This is a genomic window from Providencia sp. Me31A, assembly GCF_050487165.1.
GTDB lineage: Bacteria > Pseudomonadota > Gammaproteobacteria > Enterobacterales > Enterobacteriaceae > Providencia.
On the sequence record NZ_JBKQGZ010000016.1, the window covers coordinates 80,768 to 105,199 of the forward strand.

Genomic DNA, 24,432 nt, shown 5'->3' on the forward strand with positions numbered 1-24,432 from the left:
GGGTTTATTACTTATAAGCCCCTAAATAACATTGTTTATGTAGGTTAATCTCGCACAACCCATATTCAATATAATAAAAATTTATGTATTTATTTTTCTCGTCTTAAAATAGGTTCTATTATAAATGAATAAGAAATTTATATTTTCACTGCTATTTTTAACACTACCTGCTATTGCTAATCAGCCAACATGGAATGGTACTGTATTAGGTTTTGAGCCTCCCCCTAAAGGGGTTTTTGGTGATATGCTAGGTATTCGTCCTATTTTGTCAGATCACGGTTTTTCATTTCATAGTAATTATTTAAGCCAAGTTGCTTATAATTTAGATGGTGGTTATAACGATGACAAACACACCGCTTATATTGACCAATTTGCTTTTACATTTACCCAAGATCTCGAACGTTGGACCGGTATTCCTGATGCGCGTATTGAAGGGAATATTGTTAACCGAAATCATAATGATGACCTCACCTTAAAACGGATACAAGACCCTCGCATACCAAATAATGATCAGACTCAAGAGAGTGCTGGTGGAGGCTCAATTACACGCCTAGGTTGGCTGACTTTTGCCCGCAGTTTTGATGAACGCCGCCTCACATGGCGTATTGGGATGTTAAATAAAGTACAAGAATTTGATCAAATTATTCCTTGTGACTATCAACTACGAACTCAATGTGGCGGTAAATCAGCAAATGCCCTCGTCTGGAGCAATTGGAATGTTCACACATGGGGAACTACTGTAAGCTATAAAATCACCCCAGAAATCACCATCAAAACGGGCGTCATGGAACAAAATCCTCGAGCACCAGAGAGAAGCCACGCATGGAGTTGGTCAACCAAGGGAAGCAAAGGAGTTTTATTACCTTTAGAAATAGAAAGCCGTACCTTTGTTAATGAATTACCGGGAGCATATAACCTCGGTGTGTTATATACCAATGCCAGACAACAAGATCTCTATAAAGACAAGAGCTATAATAGTACATGGTTTATCTATAGCGGCATGAACCAACAATTAACTCGCCACCAAGATGACCCTAACAGGGGGTTGAGTTTATCGCTAAGTGGGAGCTACCATGATGAGCGCAGCAATTTTATGAATTACGTGGTTTCGAGTTCCCTTCGTTATCGTGGATTGTTTGATGCAAGACCAGAAGATTGGATTGGAGTCGGAGTTTCTTATGTTGAATTAAGTGACCACTTTGCGAAAGGGCAAAAACAGCATAATGCGCAATTTGGCATCACCGACTATAATGACCCATTTTTCCGACCTATTACCTCTAATGCATTCAACGCGGAGATATATTACCGCTTCAAACCCGTTTCTTGGCTAGAACTGCAACCTGATGTGCAATATTGGCACAATCCAGGGGGCGTAAAACAGACCTCCGATGCTTGGGTATTAGGCTTCAAAACTGTCGTTACTTTCTAAATATCTCTGGCCTGAATGTTCGCCTTATATATTTTCAGGCCAATCATTAAAAATCACACAAGTCCTTTTGGATTTTTCTTGGTAATACCCTATTCTGTGCATAACTTCTTAATCTCTGGTTTTAAATAGGCTGATTAATGACCCGCACTCAACGTTTATTGACTTTATTACAAATTCTTAAAGAAAATCGCTACCCGATTACTGCGGAAGCTCTTTCTACTAAGCTGCAAGTCAGTATCCGTTCTATTTATCGCGATATTGACGCTTTGCGTAATCAAGGTGCTGAAATTACAGGGGAAGCGGGTATTGGCTATCAGTTGAAAGCAGGCTTATTATTGCCGCCATTAACTTTCGATGAAACAGAGCTAGAAGCATTAATTTTAGGTCTACGATGGGTCAAAAGTAATGCAGATACAGAATTAAAAAACTCGGCTCTACGCGCAATCAGCAAAATCAATGCAGTGGTTGCAGGGCAAGCACAAAAAATTCTCAATCAAAATACATTATTTGCCCCAACAACCCATTTCTATGAAATTAATGATGAAATAGCTAAGGACTTACGCCTAAGCTTACGTAAAGAGTGTAAAGCTCAAATGATTTATATGGATGGGCAAAACCAATCAAGTGAACGGATAATTTGGCCAATTGCGATAGGTTATATGAAAGATTCCCAAGTATTAGCAGCTTGGTGTGAATTACGAGAAAGTTATCGTCATTTTCGTTTAGATCGCATTCAATCTTATCGAGCTCTTGAGAACAAACTCCCTTACCCCAAAAATTATTTACTGGAGCGATGGCGTAAAGAAGTGCTGTGCATGCCTACTGACAATTTCTGACACCGCTTTACCTTATAGTAAGTTCTCAACTTCATATAAGGAAATAACAATGAGCGAATTAGTCCTTTTTTCTAACGCCATGTCACGTGGTAATACCGTCGACTTACTTTTAAAAATTTTAGATGTCCCCTACAAGCGCATTGAATTAGGTTACGGTGCAGATATGCACACTGCTGAATACCTTGCAATTAATCCGATGGCCAAAGTTCCAGCACTTGTTGACGGTGATGTTGTTGTCACTGAAACAGCGGCAATTTGTTTATATTTAGCGGATAAGTTCATTGAAAAAGGTTTAGCACCTGCACTAAATAGCCCTAAACGTGCCAATTACTACCGATGGTTCCTGTTTACTGCCGGCCCAATTGAATCCGCTTTTACCATTCAGGATTTAGGTATTGAGCTTAATGAAGAACAACAGAAGTCATCTGGGTTTGGCTCTATTGAACGCACTATGGCTTGCTTAGAAATCGGGTTAAATAGTGCAAAACCTTTTATTTGTGGCGAGCAATTCACCGCAGTGGATGTGTATGTAGGGGCATTTGTGATGTTTTTAGCCAGATACAATATCATGGAAGTCACTCCGGCCATGGAAACTTACATGAAAAGTTTAGCTACCATTCCTGAAATTGCAGAAGTGTTAGCTTCATAACCCAACAATATATACAGAAAAATATACAGGAAAGGCTAAGTCATAGCTAACTTAGCCTTTTTACTAACAGCGAGCTATATAAACATTATGCTTAACGCATTGTTACAAACTCTTCTGCTGCGGTTGGGTGAATAGCAACGGTATTATCAAAGTCTTTTTTGGTTGCGCCCATTTTTAACGCGACTGCGAAACCTTGCAGAATTTCATCCATACCAAAGCCAATACCATGAATACCCACAATTTTTTCGTCATCACCCACACAAACTAACTTCATGCGACAAGGTTGACGATGCGAGGTTACGGCTGTATACATCGCAGTAAACGATGATTTGTACACTTTCACCTTATCAACACCATACTTTTCAATGGCTTCTGGCTCAGTTAAACCCACGGTACCGATCGGTGGATGTGAGAACACCACGGTTGGAATGTTACTGTAATCTAAATGTTCATCTGGCTTATTATTGAATAAACGTTCAGATAGACGACGCCCCGCTGCAACGGCAACAGGGGTCAACTCAACAGCTCCCGTGTTATCACCTACTGCATAAACACCAGCTACATTCGTATTTTGGTATTTATCCACGTTGATGTAGCCTTTCGCATTCAGCTCAACACCTGTGGCTTCAATATTCAGGTTATCTGTCATTGGCTCACGACCAATCGCCCAAATCAATGCATCAACCGTATGTTCCTGACCATTTTCCAGTTTCAATGTTAAAGAACCATCTGCATTTTTGACCACTTCTTTAGGAATAGACTCTGTGTGCAGTTTTGGCCCCTCGGTGTTCATGACTTCCACCAGCGTTTCAACAATCAGAGGATCGAACGAACGTAGTGGTGCGTGTTTACGCACAAATAAATGCGCTTGTGCTCCAAGCCCATTTAAGACACCCGCTAATTCAACGGCAATATAACCTGCACCCACCACGGCAACTCGCTTTGGTAACGCTTCAAGCTCAAAAAAGCCATCTGACGTCATACCGTATTCTGCCCCCGGAATCGCAGGGATAACAGGGCGACCACCGGTAGCAATTAAAATATGATCTGCGGTGTAAGTTTCACCATTCACTTCAACCGTATGTGCATCGACAAAGCGAGCAAAGCCACTAATGACATCAACCTTGTTATTACCAAGCACTCGGTCATAAGATTGGTGAATGCGATCAATATAAGCAGTGCGGCTATCAATTAATGTTTTCCAATCAAAACGATTAATTGTGGCGTCGAAACCGTAATCAGGACCATAATTACGAATGGCTTCAGAGATTTGTGCCGCATGCCACATCACCTTTTTCGGTACGCAGCCTACGTTCACACAAGTTCCACCTAATGCTTTCGCCTCAATTAAGGCACATTTTTGCCCATACATTGCTGCACGGTTAATCGAGGCTATACCACCACTTCCGCCACCAATTGCAATATAGTCGTAATGTTTGCTCATAATTTGGTTATTCCCATTGATTGAATGACTTATTGATTCATTTTCTCGCATCAGTCTATTGGTTGTCATGACATAAATAGCGATTTGCGATAGGTAATACCTGTTATTTCAATTGGTAATGACTATCAATAATACCAATTATTCCGGCACAACCCATTCAACTAACGTATGCCCCGTCCCTTCTGGCACCAGTGTTTTATGTAACCACGGCAACACATTCTTCATTTGCTGTTCAAGTTTCCAAGGCGGGTTAATAACGATCATCCCTGATGCGGTCATTCCGCGTTGGTCACTATCAGGACGCACAGCTAACTCAATTTGTAGAATTTTACGAATTCCAGTTGCTTCTAATTGGTTAAGCATACGCTTAATTTGTTGGCGCAGAACCACCGGATACCAAATTGCATAGGTTCCTGTTGCAAAACGTTTATAGCCTTCAACAACACCTTTAACAACCGCTTCATAGTCGGTTTTCATTTCATAAGGTGGGTCCATCAACATAAATCCTCTGCGACTTTGCGGAGGTAATTTTGATTTTAATTGTTGATAACCATCTTCTCTGGAAACTTGCGCGCGATTATCACGTGAAAACTCAGTACGCAATAAAGGATAATCGCTCGGATGTAGCTCCGTTAATACCAGTTTATCTTGTTCACGCAACAAATATTTGGCTAACAAAGGCGACCCTGGATAATAACGTAAACGCCCATTATCATTTAATTGACGCACAATATTCATATACGGCAGTAATTCCTCAGGTAAATCAGGTTGCTCCCATATACGCGCAATCCCTTCGAGATATTCACCTGTTTTTTCTGCATGCTCTCCGGTTAATTGATAACGGCCCGCACCGGAATGCGTATCTAAATACAGAAAAGGTTTTTCTTTCTCTTTGAGAGATTCAATAATCAAACTCTGTACTGTGTGTTTTAACACATCAGCATGGTTGCCTGCGTGAAAGCTATGACGATAACTTAACATGTAACGTTTATTTCCTGAGGAAATTTAATAATCATCACCTAGATGACGACTATTAAATAGGTGCTTTAAAGAGTGCCTTTTTGAATAAAAAATAGGCCGTATTTATTCTTCTGCGTCATTATAGCTAAATTTGATCATAATTGTCACAGCCAAGTCAGCAGTAAAATTCACATGACCCATGCAAAATAAAACGCTATCCTAAATACAAGTTTCAAAATAAATTGGAGTATAAAATGAAAAAATTACTTGTCATCACAACCGCTTCATTACTGTGTTTTGCAAGCTCATCCGTTATGGCTGCCAAAACACAAAATGGCTGTGAAATTAAAAAACAGAGAATTGAAGAGCAAATCAGTTATGCTAAACAACATGGTAACCAACACCATGTTCGTGGTTTGGAAGAAGCCCTCGATAACGTTAATCGTTATTGCACCCCTGAGTCTTTATATCGAGACAGCCAAAATAATGTTGCAGAAAAAACCGAGAAAGTGCAGGAGCGCGAAGCTGAATTACTAGAAGAAAAACAAAAAGGTAACGACACTCGCAAAATCCAAAAGCGCGAACGTAAATTAGCGGAAGCACAAGCTGAATTAAAAGAAGCGCAAGAAGAAATGGAGACCTATAAAGGGGCTATGTAGTCTTCACTTATTTCATTTTTCCTGATTAATAAGCTAGTTACTCTCATCGCTCTGATATCTGTTTTTACCTAAAAATAGGCATCAGGGTGAAGTTATTGGTTATTTTAAGCTATAGTAGTGTGCATATCGTTTATTAAAAACCATTGATTAAGCTAAAAGTAAGGCAATTTTAGTCATAGGAAAAGGGGATTAAATGTCGAATATGCAAGAAGAAGAACAAAAAGATACCAATAAGCTAAAAGCGACACTGAACAAAAGTATTGATGGCAGTAAAAAAGCGCTCACCGTCTCCATGCGCACAGTTAACTTTATTTGTGCAATTCCATTTATTGCACATCTTATTCGCACAGCACAACGCTTTACTGACCGCATGGGAAATCAGTTCGGCGCAGCAATTACCTATTTTTCATTTCTATCTTTAATTCCTGTTTTAATGTTTTCATTCGCAGCAGCAGGTTTTGCATTAGCCAGTAATCCTGAATTACTTGAAAAATTAGTTCGCGGAATTTCTGCAAACATTACCGACCCAACACTTGCGAGTACACTAGAAAGAACTATAGATACCGCAATTCGCCAACGTACCACCGTTGGTTTAACGGGTTTAGCCTTAGCCGTCTATTCCGGAGTGAACTGGGTAAATAACTTACGTTTAGCTATCTTGGCCCAATCACGCCCAGTGTGGGAACGAAATGAAGATGAGCATGAAAATATTATTTTTCGCTATATTCGTGATTTCTTTGCCTTAATTGGCTTGCTAATCGCATTAATCGTCACGATCACATTAACTTCAGTTGCAGGCTCCGCACAGGCAACTATTGTCAACACATTAGGCTTAGACGGTATTGAATGGCTAAAACCCGCTTGGACGCTAATCGGGCTGACGATTTCAATTACAGCTAACTTCTTATTATTTTTATGGATTTTTTGGATTTTGCCTCGGATGCAACATCGCCGCCGTTCGCTCTTAAAAGGAACGCTGCTTGCCGCTATCGGGTTTGAGATTATAAAATCGATAATGACATGGATTTTACCTAACCTTGCATCGTCCCCTTCTGGCGCAGCATTTGGTTCAGTGCTAGGTCTGATGGCATTCTTCTACTTCTTCGCGCGCTTAACACTTTTTTGTGCAGCATGGATAGCCACTGATGAGCCAAAAGGTTTACCACAATCAGAGGCTACACTATAACTATCGACATCACCATACAAGGCGGTAATGATTACCGCCCCGTCATCTCTTCAAGTTATCACTTCATTTCTTCCACTAATTTTTTCATCAATAAACTTGCAGGCATTTCACGGATTTTAGCGACATTCTGCCCTGCCCAATAGGCGGCAAATTCATCACTTCCTGATTTTACAGCCGCTGCATTAAGCTGCTTACCAATATCATAAGCTATTGGGTAATCGGGTAATTTACTCATTTGATAAACATCGCCAGCTTGAGTGAATTGGTTAATGATCCCTCTTGCCGGACGACCTGAAATAGCCGCAGTCAATGTGGTGTTATCAGTTATTTGACTCTTCAATTTATACCGATATCCATCACTTGCACCGGATTCAGGGCAAAGAATAAACGCGGTACCGAGCTGCACTGCTGATGCACCACTTTTCAAAGACTGCTGAATATCATGACCATCCATGATCCCTCCTGCTGCAATAATAGGTAAGCGAATACGCTTAGCTAAAAGTGCCACTAATGCATTGGTGGTGAGCTCGTCATCTTGCGCAAGCACATCAAACATTCCTCGGTGCCCCCCAGCTTCAATCCCCTGTGCGATGATTGCATCAATCCCTGCCTCTTCACTTATCTTAGCTTCTTGCAAATTAGTAGCCGTCGCCATCGTGTAAATCCCTTGAGCCTTTAATTGCCGTACCACATCGGCAGTCGGTACATTGAAATGAAAACTGACCACCGCAGGCTTCATTTCAAGGAAAAGCGCCAACATCTCAGGGTTATCTAAAAATGACTGATAAATTTCAGTTAATTGTTCAGGTGGCTGAGTATTAAACTGTGAAAATTTTGGTGCTAAATATTCAACCCAAGCCTGCTCATTTTCAAGGTTACGCTTTGGGGTTAGGTGGCAAAACACATTGACGTTAAACGCTTTGTTTGTCAGGGCTTGGGTCTGCGCGATCAATACCTTAGCTTGCTCAACTGAGCTCGCCCCAAGAGCCAATGAACCAAGGCCACCAGCCTCAGACACTGCTGCCGCTAATGCAGGCGTTGCAACCCCTGCCATAGGGGCTTGTATGATGGGATAACGCAAACCTAATCTCTGTAGAAATGTATTCGAGTTATTCATTTTCTTTCCTTTATCTCAATGTCGGGGTACACTTTATATTCTCATATAGAGAACAAATAAAATATAACATTCACATAAAAAGAAAATGAACACTGAATCCTTGAAAATATTTTGTACTGTTGCCGCAGAACTTAGCATTACACGAGCGGCAACACGCATAGGCCGCGTCCCATCAAATATCACTACGCGTATCCAACAATTGGAGTCAGACCTTGGTGAGTTGTTGTTTATTCGACAAAATAAGCGTCTTGAACTCTCTGATGCAGGTAGGCAGTTTCTCGACTATGCCCATCGCTTACTGGCACTTGAAGAAGAAGCCCGCCATGTCATCAGTGGTGGGCAAGACGGTGGACAGCTACGTATCGGATGTATGGAAAGTACCGCAGCATGCCGATTACCAGCACCTTTAGCGCAATTTCATCAGTGTAATCCCAAAACCAAGCTCGTCTTACACACAGGGTCTTCTATATCACTACTAGACCAAGTGTATACAGGTAAACTGGACTGCGCATTTGTCGCTCTTCCTGTTTCACTCTACGAACCTAGTCAATTTTCACAAATGGGAATCAAGACAGAAGCTATATGGCAAGAGGAATTACAACTATTGCTCCCTGAGCATGATAGTTTAGCGGCATCCACACGTGAAATTAAAACTCGCTCTCTCGCCGCTTTTGCGCAAGGGTGTAGCTATAGAAATATTGCAGAGCAATGGCTGAAGATCCCATCAAACCTTGATTGGAACATTCAAGAAATGAACTCTTATCATGGGATGGTGGCTTGTGTAACTGCGGGTAGCAGTGTCGCTTTGCTCCCCAAAAAACTCATTGAAATACTGCCTCTTAGTACTTTAAACCTCGGCAAAATCACACTCACCACCTGTGAAACCTTGCTAATTTACCGTGAAAATTACCATACCCCTGCTTTTAATGCATTTAAAGCATGTATCAATACCTTCGGAAATGATTAAGATGACATAGCTATTCTAATCATTTAACAAAGGTTTATCATGATAACCTCTATCCAACAACTTGAGAATTTATCCTGTGGGGTTGTTCTGTACTATCACAATCAACGGCAAAATAGTGTCGGCTCTTTTTGCGCCAGAGGTTCCGATCTTGATGGTTATCCCCTCACAATTGACACCCCTTTGCGGATAGCCAGCAATACAAAAACCTTTACCGCAGCGGCAATTTTACGCCTCTCGGAGATGGGGATACTCAATATTAGTGAGCCTATCTCTAAACATATTAGCCCAGAATATAATACGTTACTCAGTTCTCAGTATGAAACTGATGCCATAACTCTTCGTCATTTGCTCGAGCATAGTAGCGGGTTGTTAGACCATGCTGATACAGATTACCTGAAAGAAGTTCTCAAACGGCCAAATTATGAGTGGAGCCGCACAGAACAAGTGGAACTGTATGTTCGTAAACAATTTCCTATCTTTCCACCCTCTCAATCTTTTATTTATTCAGATACCGGATATATCTTGTTGGGCGACATTATTGAACGAGTAACAGGCCAATCACTCGGACAGGCGGTCAGAGAACTTCTCAAGTTTGATGAAATTGGTCTTGAAAGTACTTATTGGGAATATTTAGAGCAGCCTCCCCATACCTCAGCCCCAAGAGCACGCCAATATTTGGGTAAATCAGAAGCCACCCACATTCATGCTTCTATGGATACCTATGGCGGTGGAGGCTTAGTGATGTCATCAAAACAGATGGCGATATTTTTAGAAGCGCTATTTGAAGGTGCTATTTTTTCATTCCCAGAAACCTTAAAAACCATGCTAAGCATGGGAGACCATGAAGGAGCAGAAAGCTACCGTTTAGGGATTATGGCGAGTATCGTTAATGGCATAACTTTATATTCCCACCTCGGTTTTTGGGGTTCGGTCGCCTATTACGCTCCAGAGAGCAAAATCAGTGCGGCAGGTTTTGTGGACGACAAAGTATCGCATGAAACATTAATTGCAGTTATTGAGTCACTATTAAGCCAATAGATATAAAAAAGATAGCCGATGAGCAATTCAAAGGCTACCTTTCATGGTCGACTGCGCTGTCAGTGTTTATTCTACAGCGGTAATTGTAGGTGCCGCCTCAGCTTCTGTCGGCGCTGATATTTGTGGCCACAATACTTTAGCGAATTTCTGGCGAATTTTTTCTGCATCCATCGTTTGCCTATCTTTTGGCTGCGCTAAAACAAAAGCAGCCTCTTGCGATAATAAGCGACGAGTTTCCATATTGAGCTGATCAAGGCTTTGTGATGCCAAGAAAGTTTGCCTTAAGCGCTGATACTGCTCTGGGGCAATATCAACAACACCATTTTGTTGGGAAATTAAACGCTGGCTAATCAGTACATCAGTGCTAGTCCGTGCATAAGCGGCAAAAAGTTGCGACAGCTGCACCTGCTTTTCTTTGATCATGTCATCAAATAATTCAGCATTAATACCATTTTGGTTTATTGCAGCGAGCTCACTTGCAACAACATCCGTAACCGCAGCCATTTTTTCAGGTGCAGTCGTCACGCTGAGTGTGCAGCTGGCTTTCTGGTATTGAACACGGCAGTCTAGAGTTGGTACGACTTCTCCTTGGTTAAACTTTTGATCAAACGATTTTTGTAATGAACGATACACCGCTTCACGCGCTAAATCACTCGCCCAATAACGTAATAACACATTTGAATCTTTAATCGGCAACCAATCAATATCCCAAATCAAAGAAAGTGTATCCTGCGCGGTTTGCTCCTGTAAGATATCGATAGACTGCGGTTTTACTGAAGATAATACCGCAACAGATACAGGTTCAGAACGCTTGCCTTCGAACGACGAAAAAGTTTGTGAAATCGTATCCGATAGCATACGGGAGTCCACATGTCCTGCCACATACAGCGTCATTACATCAGGGGTATACCATTTTTGATAGAATGCATTAACACTTTCTAAATCCACAGGGCCATTTGGCTTTTGGCCTGGGTCATACCCCATCATCGTTGAGCCTTTTAAACGCGCACGCCATACAGGGTCATGGGCATTTAAAGGCAACGTCGCCACTGGCACATTTTGAGCTGTCAAACCATTATGTAACGTAGTTTCAGTGTAATTTGCCCCGACAACAGAGGTCGCTAACCAACTTAACGCCTGTTTAATTAAATCGGGTCTATTATTCGGTAAACTTAAGCTATAAGTGGTGTAGTCATAGGAAACCACCGCTGGTGGAATTGGCATATCAGGGTCTGCCGCCTGACGCCAAAACGCTTGTAAAGTTTCCGTTGGAAATGCCTCAGTTTGATGAAACAACGCCATTTTGGGGATTAAATAACTGTATCCTTTCTCACTTGCTTTTTCTGCTAGTGAACCTGTTTTAATCGCTAACCTGAGCTGAATACGGTCATTTGGACGTTGTGGCGTTTGTAATAATTGCCAGTTAAAGCCATTATCTAGCTTTCCTTGCTGCCATGCTGGATCAGGTTGCAACGATTCAGCATTCGCAAATTGCGTTACTGATAGTAATACAACACTGATGATATACCGAACTTTCAAGCCCTGCATGTAAACCCCTATGTGTTTTATATCTTTATACTTAACCGTAAATTACGGCAGATAAATTAACGAAAAACGCAAACTTATCGGGTTAAACGATATAGTTTTGACTTCATCTAAATTTTTATTGTCACCACTATAACGATATTAGACCATAAAGCTGAGTGCATGTTCATGGCTTAGTCTGAATTTTGCTATTTTCTTTGACGATTGTAACCTTTTGCAAGCAACCCTAGCTCATCATCATGGTGATAGTCTGAGACAACAAGCTGCTTAACTTCATTATTTGAGTGTAGTTGAACCGCCATTTTACGTAATGGCCTAACAATCATTCGACTGACACACCATGTCATTCCAATGGCAATAATGAGCACCAGCAATAAATAAGTCGTTGTCATCAATGCCAAGGTATTTAAAACAAAGCGATACACGCGATTAGGATCGACTTGTAATGTCAAATAGCCTTGGGGCTTAGCCTGTAATACAACATTACCATACGCATATAGGGGGACTGTCATTTCGACGGGCATACCGACAAGATAGGAGGCCCATTTAGGTATTGGTTTCGGTGTTGCAAAACTTAAATTCATCACTGTTGCATCATCAACAGTCACAATCGCATTTCCCATAATACCTGACGTTTTTAAGCTGACGAGTAACCTTTTTACGTCGTTAAGATCAGAACTTAACAGCGAATCCGTTAATGGTTTTTGGATTTGTACAACAGCATTACTCAGTTGGCCTAAATAATCCTGTTTGCGTTGTTCCACTAAATAACTGAATTGAATAGCTAAAAAAAGCGCAAGTGAAAGTAACGTAATCATAAAGAATACGACCATACTTTTTAGTGTTAGTGAGCGCTGGACTCGCATGTTCATTTGGTCACAACCTTCCTAATCAAGGCGCTTTTTAAAGAAAATGGAAACTTCCGTCAGTATACTTGATTTTATCTGTAAAAGAGCAATTTAAAAAGAAAGATTGGATATTTAAGGTATGTCATAATCTAAAGAGGATTATATACAAATTGGAATAAAGAAACGGCAGAAAAACAGGCCTTCTACCGTTTTAAAGATCAACTTACTACCGAGACTTGTTTTTCATCTTCATCGACAGCGAAGCAGGCGACCAATTGCTGCTCATATTCCTTCAAGGCAGGCTGAAATTGAGTACATTGACCAAATGCTTTGTGGCAACGAGCTGCAAATGCACAGCCCGGAGGTGGATTTAACGGACTTGGCAACTCCCCTGTAAGTTTAATACGTTCACGCCGTGCATCTGGATTTAACCTAGGTGTTGCTGACAATAACGCTTGTGTGTACGGGTGTAGCGGATTATTAAAAATCTGCTCTTTTGTCCCTTTTTCAACACAACGCCCCAAATACATCACCATCACTTCATCAGCAATATGCTCCACGACCGATAAGTCATGAGAAATAAATACATAAGACAAGCCTAGGTCTTGCTGCAAATCCATCATAAGATTTAATACCTGAGCTCGAACAGATACATCTAACGCTGAAACAGGCTCATCTGCTACCACCACATCAGGGTCTAGCATCAAACCACGTGCAATCGCAATACGTTGCCGCTGTCCGCCAGAAAACATGTGAGGATATCGGCTATAATGTTCCGTTTTTAAGCCAACTTTCGCCATCATGGATAACACTTTTTCTTTTCGCTGCTCTTTCGATAACGAAGTATTAATCAACAGTGGTTCTTCCAAAATTTGCCCGACTTTTTTACGTGGGTTCAATGAGCCGTAGGGATTTTGAAAAACAATTTGGATTTTCTGCCGACGTAACTTTTCTGCGGATTTATCTTTAACCAATAAGTTTTGATCATGGTAATACAATTCTCCGTCAGAAGGCTGCTCAATCATGGTGAGCAAACGCCCTAACGTTGATTTACCACATCCTGACTCCCCAACAACAGCTAATGTTTTGCCTCTTTCTAACTCAAAAGAAACACCATCAAGCGCTTTAAGGGTTTTCTCTGCGCCAAAAATCCCTCTTTTAACCGAGTAGTATTTTTTTAGATCTACCGCTTTAAGCAGTGGAGCATGTTGTTTATCACTCATAATGTTGGTCTCCCCATATCATCCAGTGGCATATGGCATTTGACTTGGCGCTCACCAACGGTCTGCAACATTGGCTCTTCTTGGCGACATTTATCGGTTGCATACGGGCAACGTGGATTTAATAAGCAACCTATTGGTCTATCATATTTCCCTGGAACGACACCGGGAAGTGAGGCTAAACGTGATTTATTCGTCGCAAACTCCGGTAATGCACGTAATAGAGCCTGTGTGTACGGATGACGAGGGTGCTTAAATATATCGTTCGCTTTTGCTGATTCAACCACTTGTCCCGCATACATGACAATAATGTGGTGCGCCGCTTCTGCCACTAAAGCAAGGTCATGAGTAATCAGCACAAGTGCCATGTTTTCTTGCCGTTGTAATTCCAACAATAACTCAATAATTTGCGCTTGAATGGTCACATCTAATGCTGTCGTAGGCTCATCAGCAATCAATAGCTTAGGACGGCAAGCAATCGCCATTGCAATCATAACTCGTTGGCTCATCCCACCTGACAATTGATGTGGATACACATCCAAACGTGATTGTGGATCAGGTATCCCGACCATATCTAATAGGTCAACCGCACGCTGTTTACGCGTACTTTTACTGCCGCCTTGGTGAACTTTTAACGCTTCCATGATCTGATAACCCACCGTAAAACATGGGTTTAAACTGGTCATCGGGTCTTGGAAAATCATCGCTACATCGGCACCAACGATTTGTCTACGCTCTTTTTCAGGGATTGACAGTAAATCACGTCCATCAAACTGCAATGAATCCGCCGTCACTTTTCCGGGATAATCAATTAACCCCATAATCGCCAGTGAACTCACTGATTTTCCTGAACCTGATTCCCCGACAATACCAACGACTTGGCCTTTCTCAACGCTATAGCTAATGCGGTCAACGGCGCGAAACGGTGCCTTTTCGTCTCCGAAATGTACCGAAAGTTGTTCTACATTTAACAGTGCCATTAGGTTACCTCATCACTGCTTGAGTTTTGGATCGAATGCATCACGTAAACCATCACCCATCAGGTTAAACGCAAGCACCGTCAATAAAATTGCCAGTCCAGGGAAAGTCACCACCCACCATGCGCTTTGTGCAAACTGCAGCACATCAGACAACATCGTTCCCCATTCAGGGGTTGGGGGTTGAGCGCCCATACCGAGGAAACCCAAAGCAGCCATATCTAAAATCGCATTCGAAAAACCTAAAGAAGCCTGCACAATCAGTGGAGCCAAACAGTTAGGTAAAATATTGACGAACATTTGACGAACTGCCCCAGCTCCCGCGACTCTGGAGGCCGTAACATAATCACGGTTGACCTCCACCAGCACCGCCGCGCGCGTCAGCCTGATGTAATGAGGTAGAGCAACAAACGTCAAAGCAATAGAGGCGTTAACAATGGATGGGCCGAAAATAGCCACCAGCACCAACGCTAATAACAGACTCGGTAATGCCAACATGATGTCAACAACACGCATGATTAACGCATCAACAACACCCCCGAAATAACCCGCTATCACCCCAATGGTGACCCCCATAATTAACGACAACACAACCACTAAACAACCGACTAACAGTGACAAACGCGCGCCGTACATCAAGCGAGAAAGCAAATCACGCCCAACATCATCTGTACCTAAAATAAACTGCCAACTCCCTCCATCTTCCCAAACAGGCGGAGCGAGTAAAAAATCCCGAAATTGCTCATCAGGTGCGTGAGGTGCCAGTACCCCTGCAAAAATCGCAATCAGTACCATCAGGATGATATAAAACATCCCGATAACCGCCCCTTTATTACGTTTAAAATAGTGCCAAAACTCTTGTAATGGTGTCATCGGCTGTGGGGCGCTGATAACCGTTGGCTCAGTAGATTGAGACATTTGCGCTCCTTATTTCTTATGACGAATACGTGGATTAACAATGCCATACAGCACATCAACCACTAAGTTCACAAAGATGATCAGTGTTGCAACGAGTAAGACTCCCCCTTGAACAACAGGGTAGTCACGACGTTGTAACCCCTCAATTAACCAACGCCCTAGCCCTGGCCATGAGAAAATAGTCTCAGTCAAAATTGCCCCAGCTAGCATCACCCCAACCTGTAAGCCAATCACAGTCACCACAGGCAGTAATGCGTTACGTAATGCATGAATGAGGATCACACGAGCACGACTAAGACCTTTCGCTCGTGCGGTACGAATGTAGTCCTCACCGAGCACTTCCAACATTGATGAGCGAGTCATACGAACAATCACCGCGAGAGGGATAGTCCCTAAAACGATAGATGGCAAAATCAAGTGCTCTACTGCATCAATAAAGTCACCATCTTCTCCCCAAATTAGGGTATCGATTAGCATAAAACCGGTTAAAGGTTGCGAGTCATCAAGGAACACCGTATCACTGACCCGCCCAGCAACTGGAGTAAGATCTAATTGCACCGATACCAACATGATGAGCATGATCCCCCACCAGAAAATCGGCATTGAGTACCCCGTTAAAGAAAGACCAATCGCAGTATGATCAAAAATTGAACCGCGCTTTACTGCCGCTAGTACCCCGACAGGTATCCCGACAGAAATCGCGAAAATCATGGCACACGTTGCTAATTCAACCGTCGCTAAAAAGCGTGGCAAAAACTCTTCCCATACCCCAATACGGCTTTTTAGCGAAATCCCTAAATCACCATGAAATATCCCATTGATATAGTGTAGATATTGCTTCCAAAGTGGCTGATCTAGCCCCAATTCCGCCATTAAATAAGCATGCCTTTCTGGGGATAGCCCACGCTCTCCCGCCATGATCATGACAGGGTCGCCTGGGATCATGTGGACAAAAGCAAAAGTGAGTAAGGTAATACCGATAAACGTGGGGATCACAAGCCCCAATCGTCGGAGGATAAATTGCAGCATATCCTGATCTCTTTAATAATGCCGTTGACGGCTCTTAGTCCGTTTGGCTACTCAGAAAATAACTTTTCTGGGTGCTCACAAACAACTTAACTTCTCTGTTTCTTCTAGATGCTAGAGGAGAAAACGCCCTCCGTGCCAAACGGCAACGAAGGGCATTGACAGATTAGATACGATTACTTCTCAATGTCGACGTTTTCGAAGTGGTGTTTACCTAGTGGATCAACCACATAGCCTTTCACTTCTTTACGAACTGGCTCAAACACTGTTGAGTGTGCAATGATCAAGGCGGGTGCCTGCTCATTCATGACCACTTGCGCTTGTTTGTATAGCTCGACACGTTTTTCATGTTCAGAGGTCATGCGTGCCGGCTGTATCAGATTTTCAAAACTCTCATTACACCATTTAGAGTAATTAGAGCCTTGTTCTTTCGCCGCACAGCTAAATAAGGTGGCGAAGAAGTTATCTGGGTCCCCATTGTCACCCGTCCAGCCCATCATAACGGTTTGTGGCTCACCATCTTTCGCACGCTTGAGGTATTCCCCCCACTCATAACTAACAACTTTTGATTTAACGCCAATTTTTGCCCAATCAGCTTGGATCATTTCAGCCATACGACGTGCATTCGGATTGTATGGACGTTGTACTGGCATCGCCCATAAATCGATTTCAAAACCATTCGGGAAGCCTGCTTCTGCTAACAATGCTTTGGCTTTTTCTGGATTATACTCATAATCCTTCACAGCCTCGTTGTAGCCCCACATTGTTGGTGGGATCAGGTTTTTTGCTTTCTGGCCTGCACCTTGATATACCGCTTCGATAATCGCATCTTTATTCACTGCCATTGACAGCGCTTGACGAACTTTTTGGTTATCCAGTGGTTTTTTCTCAACGTTGTAAGAAAGATAACCGACGTTCAGACCAGGTTGCTCCAATAACGTAATATCTTTATCCTGCTTCATACGCTCTAAATCAGCCGGGTTTGGGTATGGCATTACTTGGCATTCATTTTTTTGTAATTTAGCGTAACGTACTGAAGCATCAGGCGTAATAGAGAATACTAAACGGTCAAGTTTAGGTTTCGTCCCCCAATATTGGTCATTCGCTTTATAAAGAATACGTGAATCTTTTTGATACTGTTGCAGCACAAATGGCCCCGTACCAATTGGGTTTAAATCCACTTTTTCCGGCGTACCCGCTTTTAGCATTTGGTCTGCATATTCAGCAGAAAGAATGGATGCAAAGTCCATTGCCATGTCAGCTAAGAATGGGGATTCAGGGCGAGTTAATGTAATTTTTACTGTGTTATCATCGACTTTTTCAACTTTGTCGATAATTTTATCCATGTCCATTCCCATAAAGTATTCATAGCTGCCGCCTGAGACTTTGTGATAGGGATGGTTAGCATCTTTCTGACGCATAAATGTATAAATGACATCATCTGCGTTCAAATCACGGCTTGGCTTAAATTCTTTGTTAGAGTGCCATTTCACACCTTTACGCAGATGGAAGGTATAAACTTTACCGTCATCACTAACTTCCCAACTCTCCGCAAGTCCAGGTTGAATCTCTGTTGTCCCTAACTTGAACTCAACTAAACGGTTATATAATGGGATTGAACTAGCATCATAGGTTGTTCCAGAAGTGAATAATTGCGGGTTAAAACCTTCAGGTGAACCTTCTGAACAATAAACCAGTGTTTTTGCTTGCACTGACGCAGATACTGCTAATGCTGCTAGTGTTAGTCCTACCGTGAGTAGACCTGTCTTTTTAATAGAGCGCATCTGTATGCTCCTATGGTGTTCATGTTGTTTTGCTTGATGTCTAAATCCATCGAGAAACGACGGATGTAGTATCTGTATTTTTTGTTATTCATTGTGCAATTAATCAACTGTCGTCCACTTCGTCAATAGTTTCATTTATGACCGCCCTTAATTTACGTAACATATTAGAAACATTTAATGGCGTAACTTAGCTTAATATTTTAAGATGCAGCCAAAAAAACAGGCTTTATAACCATATTGTTAATAATGATTAGTGTTTTATGTTGAGTGTATTTATTTTTATATTTGTGATTAAGTGCTGAATTACTGAACGAATATAGCGTGTTATACGGTTAGCTGCGAAATAAAACTCTGAAGGAAATGAATGCGGAAATTATTTGAGTATGTCATTAATTAGCTTGTTTTTTATACGGACAAAAAACACCCAATCCTTTGAGTCAATCAAATATTTAACCAATTGATAACATAACGATGGGATAATATTGACTGCATTTTTTTATTCATTTAACTTGGATACAGAAAATGCTTTAATACACACTTAAGAAGCTACAATTGCCTAGTCATCGCCAAGCAACAACCAAAGTAGCCAATTAATGAGTATCGTAGTTTTATTTGGCTAATAACTAAGACTTAATTCCATTCCTGTACTTGCCGGATCGGTAGTAAATTTCCCCTCTTGCCAAAAAGGCGCTTCAACAAAGAAGTGATATGACAGACTTCCTAATCGGCCTTTTGCTCCTACTTTTCCCCCTACAAGTAAATTATCTTTCCAAAAAGTCGCTCTGTCATTCGCTGCGGTTCCCAAGCCTAAAGATGCATAAAGTTGTATTTGCTGCCAAGGCGTATGCCAACGGAACTCATTCAATAATTTTAGATGGTGGTCTCTTGCTTCAAAACTATCTGATTTATCAGTAAAACCGCTTACCCCATCTGCCCCGATTAATGAACTTTGCTCTAATAAAGCATCTAGCTTCGAACGACTTAATTGCACATTAATCTCACTTTGATAATAAAAAGGTAAACGTTCCCATAATGAGGAAAGTGATAACTGAAAAATTTGGGGTTTATCTAAGCCAGTGATTTGCTGTGAATTAGTGCCAAACCAGTCGGTTCCTTGCTTATATTGCAATGTAAAAGTCGCTTGCCCTCGCCAAAAATTAACCTGATGAGATAATTCACCAATAATATAATTAGCTAAGCGCTTTTGGGTTTGTATAGGCTGCTCTGAAATAAATGTATCAATTTTTTGAATTTCATTACCAATACCCAATGAAGTAATCGTATTTTTAGTACGATTCAATATATATTCAGCTTGTAGTAATAGCATCTGGCTACGCCGCTGCATTGGTAACTCTATATTATAAAGTGTTATTGGCATTTGATGTTGCTGATAACTACCCGATGCAGAAAATAACCAATAGTGGTAAGGAAGTGAATACAACAATGCGATTGATTTCATGTGACTTCTCTCTGCATCATTTAAGTAACGACTGACATTAAAATAAAAGAAATCATTACGTAAAAAAGGGTTTGCTATCATCAATGCATTGCTTATCGTATTCTTCTGGAATGAAATCCCCCCTTGCCATGCACGGTGCTGTTCTCCAATAACAACAATTCGAGTCGTATTTTTAGCCTGATCATCACGTAGTAAGTTTATGCTATACGGCAGTATGGATGCATTTTTGAGATTGTATAAACCTTGTTCAACATCTCTAAGATCTAGCACATCTCCAACTTTCACAGGAAATGCATATAAAAGTGGCTGGGTTTCACCATGTTCATTTTGGTAGACCAAAGACGATACCGTTCCGGCAACTATTTCTGCACGCACAATACCAAACAAAAAAGTTTGCTGTGGATAATATAAGTAGGAAGTCAAATAACCGACACTAGCAAGCTCTGACGTAATAGCATCTGCATAATCTAGTAGCTCTTGTTTATTAACACACTGCCCCTCAATTTTTTTTCGCCACGCATTCACTTGCCTAGGTTCAATGTTCACTAACCTCTGAGTACCAATTAGATGTACTTGATTGACCGTAAAACACTCCGAGGGCGTTAGAGATGTTGTAACCGAGGTATTTGATGCGGTGATTGCTGTCGTGGAAAAAAGCCCTAGCAATAATAAAAATAAATATATTGATATAACGTATTTTGCTTTCATTAACAGATCCTTGTAATGAAAAACGGGTTATTCGTAAAAACGATGCGAATAAATATCGTTACCTGCAAAAGTACGTAATGCATGAGGCACGCTCAAACCGTAGGCTTATATATCAACAGAATGTTGGTATTAGATGCAAGTAAAGTTGGTCTGAAAGTATGATATGAAAAGAAATTAAGAGGGGATAAAACGAAAAAACCCACCTCGTAGAGGTGGGTCTTAAAATTTGGTCGGCGAGAGAGGATTCGAACCTCCGACCCACTGGTCCCAAACCAGTTGCGCTACCAAGCTGCGCTACTCGCCGAAAACGGTGTGAATAATACTGCCAAGAATGAAGATCGTCAACCCATTTTTCGCTAATTACGATCGTTTGATGATAAAACCAGCAAAATTATAAGGTTTATGAGTAAATTTCTTTTTTTTGCTAAAAAATAAGCGCTAAGATATTTTAGCGCTTATTTATCAAACAGATTAACGTTTATAAAAATAACGTTAAAAGTAGGTTAACTAACCAATTTCAAACTATTGTAGTAAAGAAATATCGGCTACCTTCAAGAATAACTCACGTAGTTGGCTTAATAACGTCAAACGGTTAACTCGAACCGCTTCGTCTTTATCCATTACCATGACATTTTCAAAGAATTCATCAACAACATCGCGCAGAGAAGCCAACTCAACGAGTGCATCTTGATAATTTCTTTCAGCAAACATCGGTGCAAGTTTATCTTGTAATACGACAACATGAGTAGCTAACTTCACTTCCTCAGGCGTTTTCAGTACAGAAGCTAAAACGGTATCTGCTAATTTCTCTTCTGATTTACTCAGAATATTAGATACACGTTTGTTTGCCGCTGCAAGGGCCTGAGCTTCCTCTAAACTACGGAAATGAGTCACCGCCTTCACACGAGCATCGAAGTCCGCAGGCTGCGTCGGACGACGAGCTAACACTGCTTGAATGGTATCGATGCTATAACCCAATTCTTGATACCAAGAACGGAAACGACCAAGCATGAACTCAACAACATCATTAACGACATTTTCATTCGTTAATTTGTTGCCATACAGACGAACTGCTTCTTCTGTCATTTCAACAAGGTCAAGCTGATAACCTTTTTCTACGATAATGCGTAAAACCCCCAAAGCTGCACGACGAAGAGCAAATGGGTCTTTGTCGCCTTTAGGGTGTTGACCAATACCGAAAATACCCGCCAGAGTATCCATCTTTTCAGCAAGGGCAAGTGCCGCAGAAACATGGGTAGAAGGAAGTGCATCACCAGCAAAACGTGGTTGATATTGTTCTTTCAATGCCAGAGCAACATCTTCAGATTCACCATCATGGCGTGCATAATGCATTCCCATGACGCCCTGAGTATCAGTGAACTCAAACACCATGTTAGTCATTAAATCACATTTAGCTAATAACCCTGCACGGGTTGCGTGATTAACATCCGCACCAATTTTGCTTGCGATCCAACCAGCTAACGCTTCTAGACGGTCTGTTTTATCACGTAAGGTTCCTAATTGTTTTTGGAACAAGACAGTTTCTAAACGTGGTAAATTGTCTTCCAAACGTTGCTTACGGTCAGTTTTAAAGAAGAACTCAGCATCCGCTAACCGAGGGCGAACAACCTTTTCATTACCTGAAATAACTTGCTGAGGATCAGAAGACTCTATATTCGCCACAAAGATAAAATTAGGCATTAGCTTGCCTGTATTATCATAGACAGGGAAATATTTTTGGTCTCCTTTCATGGTGTAAACCAGCGCTTCTGAAGGAACCTCTAAGAATTTCTCTTCAAATTTTGCAGTTAACACTACAGGCCATTCAACCAATGATGCCACTTCTTCCAATAAGCTCTCAGTAAGATCGGCTTGACCACCAAGTGCTTGAGCTGCCTTTTCTGCATCCGCTTTAATTACCGCTTTACGCTCTTCGTAATCAGCCATGACTTTGCCGCGTTCGCGTAAAATAGCAGGATATTGTTCTGCATTATCAATAGTAAATTCAGCTTCACCCATAAAACGGTGACCACGAATAGTACGCCCACTCTTAATACCTAAAATTTCACCTTCAACAACATCACTACCAAGTAGTAATGTCACTGTGTGAACAGGACGAACAAATTGAGTGTCTTTGTCTGCCCAGCGCATTAATTTAGGGATTGGTAATTTAGCAAGTGCATGGCTTACCATATCAATCAATAGTTCACTTACCGCTTGCCCTTTCATTTGAGCACGATACAGCAACCATTCGCCTTTATCTGTCACCAAGCGTTCTGCTTGATCAACGGTAATACCACAACCACGCGCCCAGCCTTCTGCCGCTTTAGTCGGCTGCCCATCAGCCCCAAAAGCTTGAGCAATAGCAGGACCTCGTTTTTCAACTTCACGGTCAGGTTGTGCAGAGGCTAAATCAGCCACTTTTAATGCTAAACGGCGAGGAGCAGCAAACCAAGTTACTGCACCATGAGCAATATCAGCGCCATCCAGTTCAGCTGTAAAATTTGCAGCAAATGATTCAGCTAATGAACGAAGAGCCTTCGGCGGTAACTCTTCTGTGCCGATTTCCACAAGGAAAGTCTGTTGGGTCATGACAGCCTCTTAATTCTTATGACACATAGGGAATCCAAGCGCTTCACGTGAAGCATAATAAGCTTCTGCAACCCCTTTAGTCAGGGTACGAATACGTAAAATATAGCGTTGGCGTTCAGTAACAGAAATAGCTTTACGTGCATCTAGTAAATTGAAAGTGTGTGCGGCTTTCAAGATGCGCTCATATGCTGGCAATGGAAGTGGTGTTTCCAAAGCCAGCAGATGTTGAGCTTCTTTTTCATACTCTTCAAAGCATTTGAAAAGAAAATCAACATTTGCATATTCAAAGTTATAGGTCGATTGTTCAACTTCATTCTGATGATAGATATCACCATAAGTGGTCTTGCCTAATGGACCATCACACCAAACAAGGTCATAGACACTGTCAACACCTTGGATGTACATAGCCAAACGTTCTAAGCCATAAGTAATTTCGCCTGTCACAGGTTTACATTCAAGGCCACCAACCTGTTGGAAGTAAGTAAACTGAGTCACTTCCATTCCATTTAACCAAACTTCCCAGCCCAACCCCCAAGCACCTAACGTTGGGTTTTCCCAGTTATCTTCGACAAAGCGAATATCATGAACTGTTGGGTCAACACCCAGTTCTTTTAAAGAACCAAGGTATAGCTCTTGGATGTTATCTGGCGATGGCTTAATGATTACCTGAAACTGATAGTAATGTTGTAGACGATTTGGGTTTTCACCGTAGCGACCATCAGTTGGTCTGCGAGACGGCTGAACATAAGCCGCAGCAATAGGCTCAGGGCCTAATGCACGCAAACACGTCATTGGGTGAGAAGTTCCTGCGCCGACTTCCATGTCCAATGGTTGAACAATGGTACAGCCTTGACGCGCCCAGTAATCCTGTAATGTCAGGATAAGACCTTGGAAGGTTTTGGTATCAAACTTTTGCATGTTAGATCCGCACGCGATACGTAAAATTTAATGAAAGTATGCCAGTATACCCTTTGACCGCAAGATATACAGCATTGAATATGCCTGTATTTATTCAAAAAATAAAAAAAAATACTTTCATCCCTTTTAAACTGGTTATTTATACAGTATAA

At 41.5% G+C, this 24,432-nt stretch carries 20 protein-coding genes and 1 tRNA gene; 7 read left to right on the top strand and 14 right to left on the bottom strand.

The genetic code is table 11. The annotated features are described in order from the left end of the window. Positions 1-124 precede the first annotated feature (124 nt). The 3 genes from ACLPIE_RS14330 (at position 125) to ACLPIE_RS14340 (ending at position 2,914) form a co-directional block, all read left to right on the top strand. Positions 125-1,429 (top strand): carbohydrate porin, encoded by a 1,305-nt coding sequence (locus tag ACLPIE_RS14330; RefSeq protein WP_430262469.1) that lies wholly within the window; start codon positions 125-127, stop codon positions 1,427-1,429. 137 nt (positions 1,430-1,566) lie between these two features. Further along, complete coding sequence (locus tag ACLPIE_RS14335; RefSeq protein WP_430262470.1) at positions 1,567-2,265, top strand: helix-turn-helix transcriptional regulator; 699 nt, start codon at positions 1,567-1,569, stop codon at positions 2,263-2,265. Positions 2,266-2,314: 49 nt separating this feature from the next. After that, positions 2,315-2,914 carry a glutathione S-transferase family protein gene (locus ACLPIE_RS14340; protein ID WP_430262471.1) on the top strand — a complete coding sequence of 200 codons (600 nt, stop codon included), beginning with the start codon at positions 2,315-2,317 and terminating at the stop codon, positions 2,912-2,914. Between the two features lie 91 nt (positions 2,915-3,005). On the opposite strand, the gene gorA is transcribed toward ACLPIE_RS14340, so the two are convergent. Further along, positions 3,006-4,358 carry a glutathione-disulfide reductase gene (gene gorA, locus ACLPIE_RS14345; protein ID WP_430262472.1) on the bottom strand — a complete coding sequence of 451 codons (1,353 nt, stop codon included), beginning with the start codon at positions 4,356-4,358 and terminating at the stop codon, positions 3,006-3,008. Between the two features lie 138 nt (positions 4,359-4,496). Next, the gene (locus ACLPIE_RS14350; RefSeq protein WP_430262473.1) at positions 4,497-5,339 is read right to left on the bottom strand and encodes a 23S rRNA (adenine(2030)-N(6))-methyltransferase RlmJ; all 843 of its coding nucleotides are present in this window, start codon (positions 5,337-5,339) and stop codon (positions 4,497-4,499) included. 233 nt (positions 5,340-5,572) lie between these two features. On the opposite strand from ACLPIE_RS14350, the gene ACLPIE_RS14355 reads away from it, so the two are divergent. Both ACLPIE_RS14355 and yhjD read left to right on the top strand, forming a co-directional pair. After that, a complete protein-coding gene (locus tag ACLPIE_RS14355) occupies positions 5,573-5,977 on the top strand; it encodes a DUF1090 domain-containing protein (RefSeq protein WP_430262474.1) in 405 nt (134 codons plus the stop codon). A gap of 202 nt (positions 5,978-6,179) precedes the next feature. Continuing rightward, a complete protein-coding gene (yhjD, locus tag ACLPIE_RS14360) occupies positions 6,180-7,163 on the top strand; it encodes an inner membrane protein YhjD (protein WP_430262509.1) in 984 nt (327 codons plus the stop codon). A 58-nt stretch (positions 7,164-7,221) separates the two neighbouring features. On the opposite strand, the gene ACLPIE_RS14365 is transcribed toward yhjD, so the two are convergent. Beyond that, entirely contained in the window at positions 7,222-8,280 is a 1,059-nt protein-coding gene (locus ACLPIE_RS14365) for an NAD(P)H-dependent flavin oxidoreductase (protein WP_430262475.1), read from the bottom strand. Between the two features lie 85 nt (positions 8,281-8,365). Between ACLPIE_RS14365 and ACLPIE_RS14370 the strand changes: the two genes are divergently transcribed. Together ACLPIE_RS14370 and ACLPIE_RS14375 are read left to right on the top strand one after the other, a co-directional pair. After that, on the top strand, positions 8,366-9,247 hold the full coding sequence (locus ACLPIE_RS14370; RefSeq protein WP_430262476.1) for a LysR substrate-binding domain-containing protein: 882 nt from the start codon (positions 8,366-8,368) through the stop codon (positions 9,245-9,247). Positions 9,248-9,286: 39 nt separating this feature from the next. After that, positions 9,287-10,285, top strand: a complete 999-nt coding sequence (locus ACLPIE_RS14375; protein WP_430262477.1) for a serine hydrolase domain-containing protein — start codon at positions 9,287-9,289, stop codon at positions 10,283-10,285. A 66-nt stretch (positions 10,286-10,351) separates the two neighbouring features. Here ACLPIE_RS14375 and ACLPIE_RS14380 read toward each other — a convergent pair whose 3' ends face one another. The 11 genes from ACLPIE_RS14380 to glyQ form a co-directional block, all read right to left on the bottom strand. Beyond that, entirely contained in the window at positions 10,352-11,833 is a 1,482-nt protein-coding gene (locus tag ACLPIE_RS14380; RefSeq protein WP_430262478.1) for an insulinase family protein, read from the bottom strand. A gap of 185 nt (positions 11,834-12,018) precedes the next feature. After that, positions 12,019-12,702, bottom strand: a complete 684-nt coding sequence (locus ACLPIE_RS14385; protein ID WP_430262479.1) for a HAMP domain-containing protein — start codon at positions 12,700-12,702, stop codon at positions 12,019-12,021. 194 nt (positions 12,703-12,896) lie between these two features. Beyond that, positions 12,897-13,901 carry a dipeptide ABC transporter ATP-binding subunit DppF gene (gene dppF, locus ACLPIE_RS14390; RefSeq protein WP_430262480.1) on the bottom strand — a complete coding sequence of 335 codons (1,005 nt, stop codon included), beginning with the start codon at positions 13,899-13,901 and terminating at the stop codon, positions 12,897-12,899. Continuing rightward, complete coding sequence (dppD, locus tag ACLPIE_RS14395; protein WP_430262481.1) at positions 13,898-14,878, bottom strand: dipeptide ABC transporter ATP-binding protein; 981 nt, start codon at positions 14,876-14,878, stop codon at positions 13,898-13,900. The genes dppF and dppD overlap by 4 nt, the downstream gene beginning before the upstream one ends. Positions 14,879-14,890: 12 nt before the next feature. Then, positions 14,891-15,793 (bottom strand): dipeptide ABC transporter permease DppC, encoded by a 903-nt coding sequence (gene dppC, locus ACLPIE_RS14400; RefSeq protein WP_430262482.1) that lies wholly within the window; start codon positions 15,791-15,793, stop codon positions 14,891-14,893. Positions 15,794-15,802: 9 nt separating this feature from the next. After that, a complete protein-coding gene (gene dppB, locus ACLPIE_RS14405) occupies positions 15,803-16,822 on the bottom strand; it encodes a dipeptide ABC transporter permease DppB (RefSeq protein ID WP_430262483.1) in 1,020 nt (339 codons plus the stop codon). A gap of 173 nt (positions 16,823-16,995) precedes the next feature. Next, positions 16,996-18,603 (bottom strand): dipeptide ABC transporter periplasmic-binding protein DppA, encoded by a 1,608-nt coding sequence (gene dppA / locus ACLPIE_RS14410; protein ID WP_430262484.1) that lies wholly within the window; start codon positions 18,601-18,603, stop codon positions 16,996-16,998. Between the two features lie 616 nt (positions 18,604-19,219). After that, on the bottom strand, positions 19,220-20,770 hold the full coding sequence (locus ACLPIE_RS14415; RefSeq protein ID WP_430262485.1) for a ShlB/FhaC/HecB family hemolysin secretion/activation protein: 1,551 nt from the start codon (positions 20,768-20,770) through the stop codon (positions 19,220-19,222). A 227-nt stretch (positions 20,771-20,997) separates the two neighbouring features. Further along, positions 20,998-21,074: transfer RNA gene (locus ACLPIE_RS14420), tRNA-Pro, on the bottom strand. Positions 21,075-21,292: 218 nt separating this feature from the next. Next, positions 21,293-23,362 carry a glycine--tRNA ligase subunit beta gene (glyS, locus tag ACLPIE_RS14425; protein WP_430262486.1) on the bottom strand — a complete coding sequence of 690 codons (2,070 nt, stop codon included), beginning with the start codon at positions 23,360-23,362 and terminating at the stop codon, positions 21,293-21,295. 9 nt (positions 23,363-23,371) lie between these two features. Continuing rightward, positions 23,372-24,280, bottom strand: a complete 909-nt coding sequence (gene glyQ, locus ACLPIE_RS14430) for a glycine--tRNA ligase subunit alpha (protein WP_004262647.1) — start codon at positions 24,278-24,280, stop codon at positions 23,372-23,374. Between the last annotated feature and the right edge of the window lie 152 nt (positions 24,281-24,432).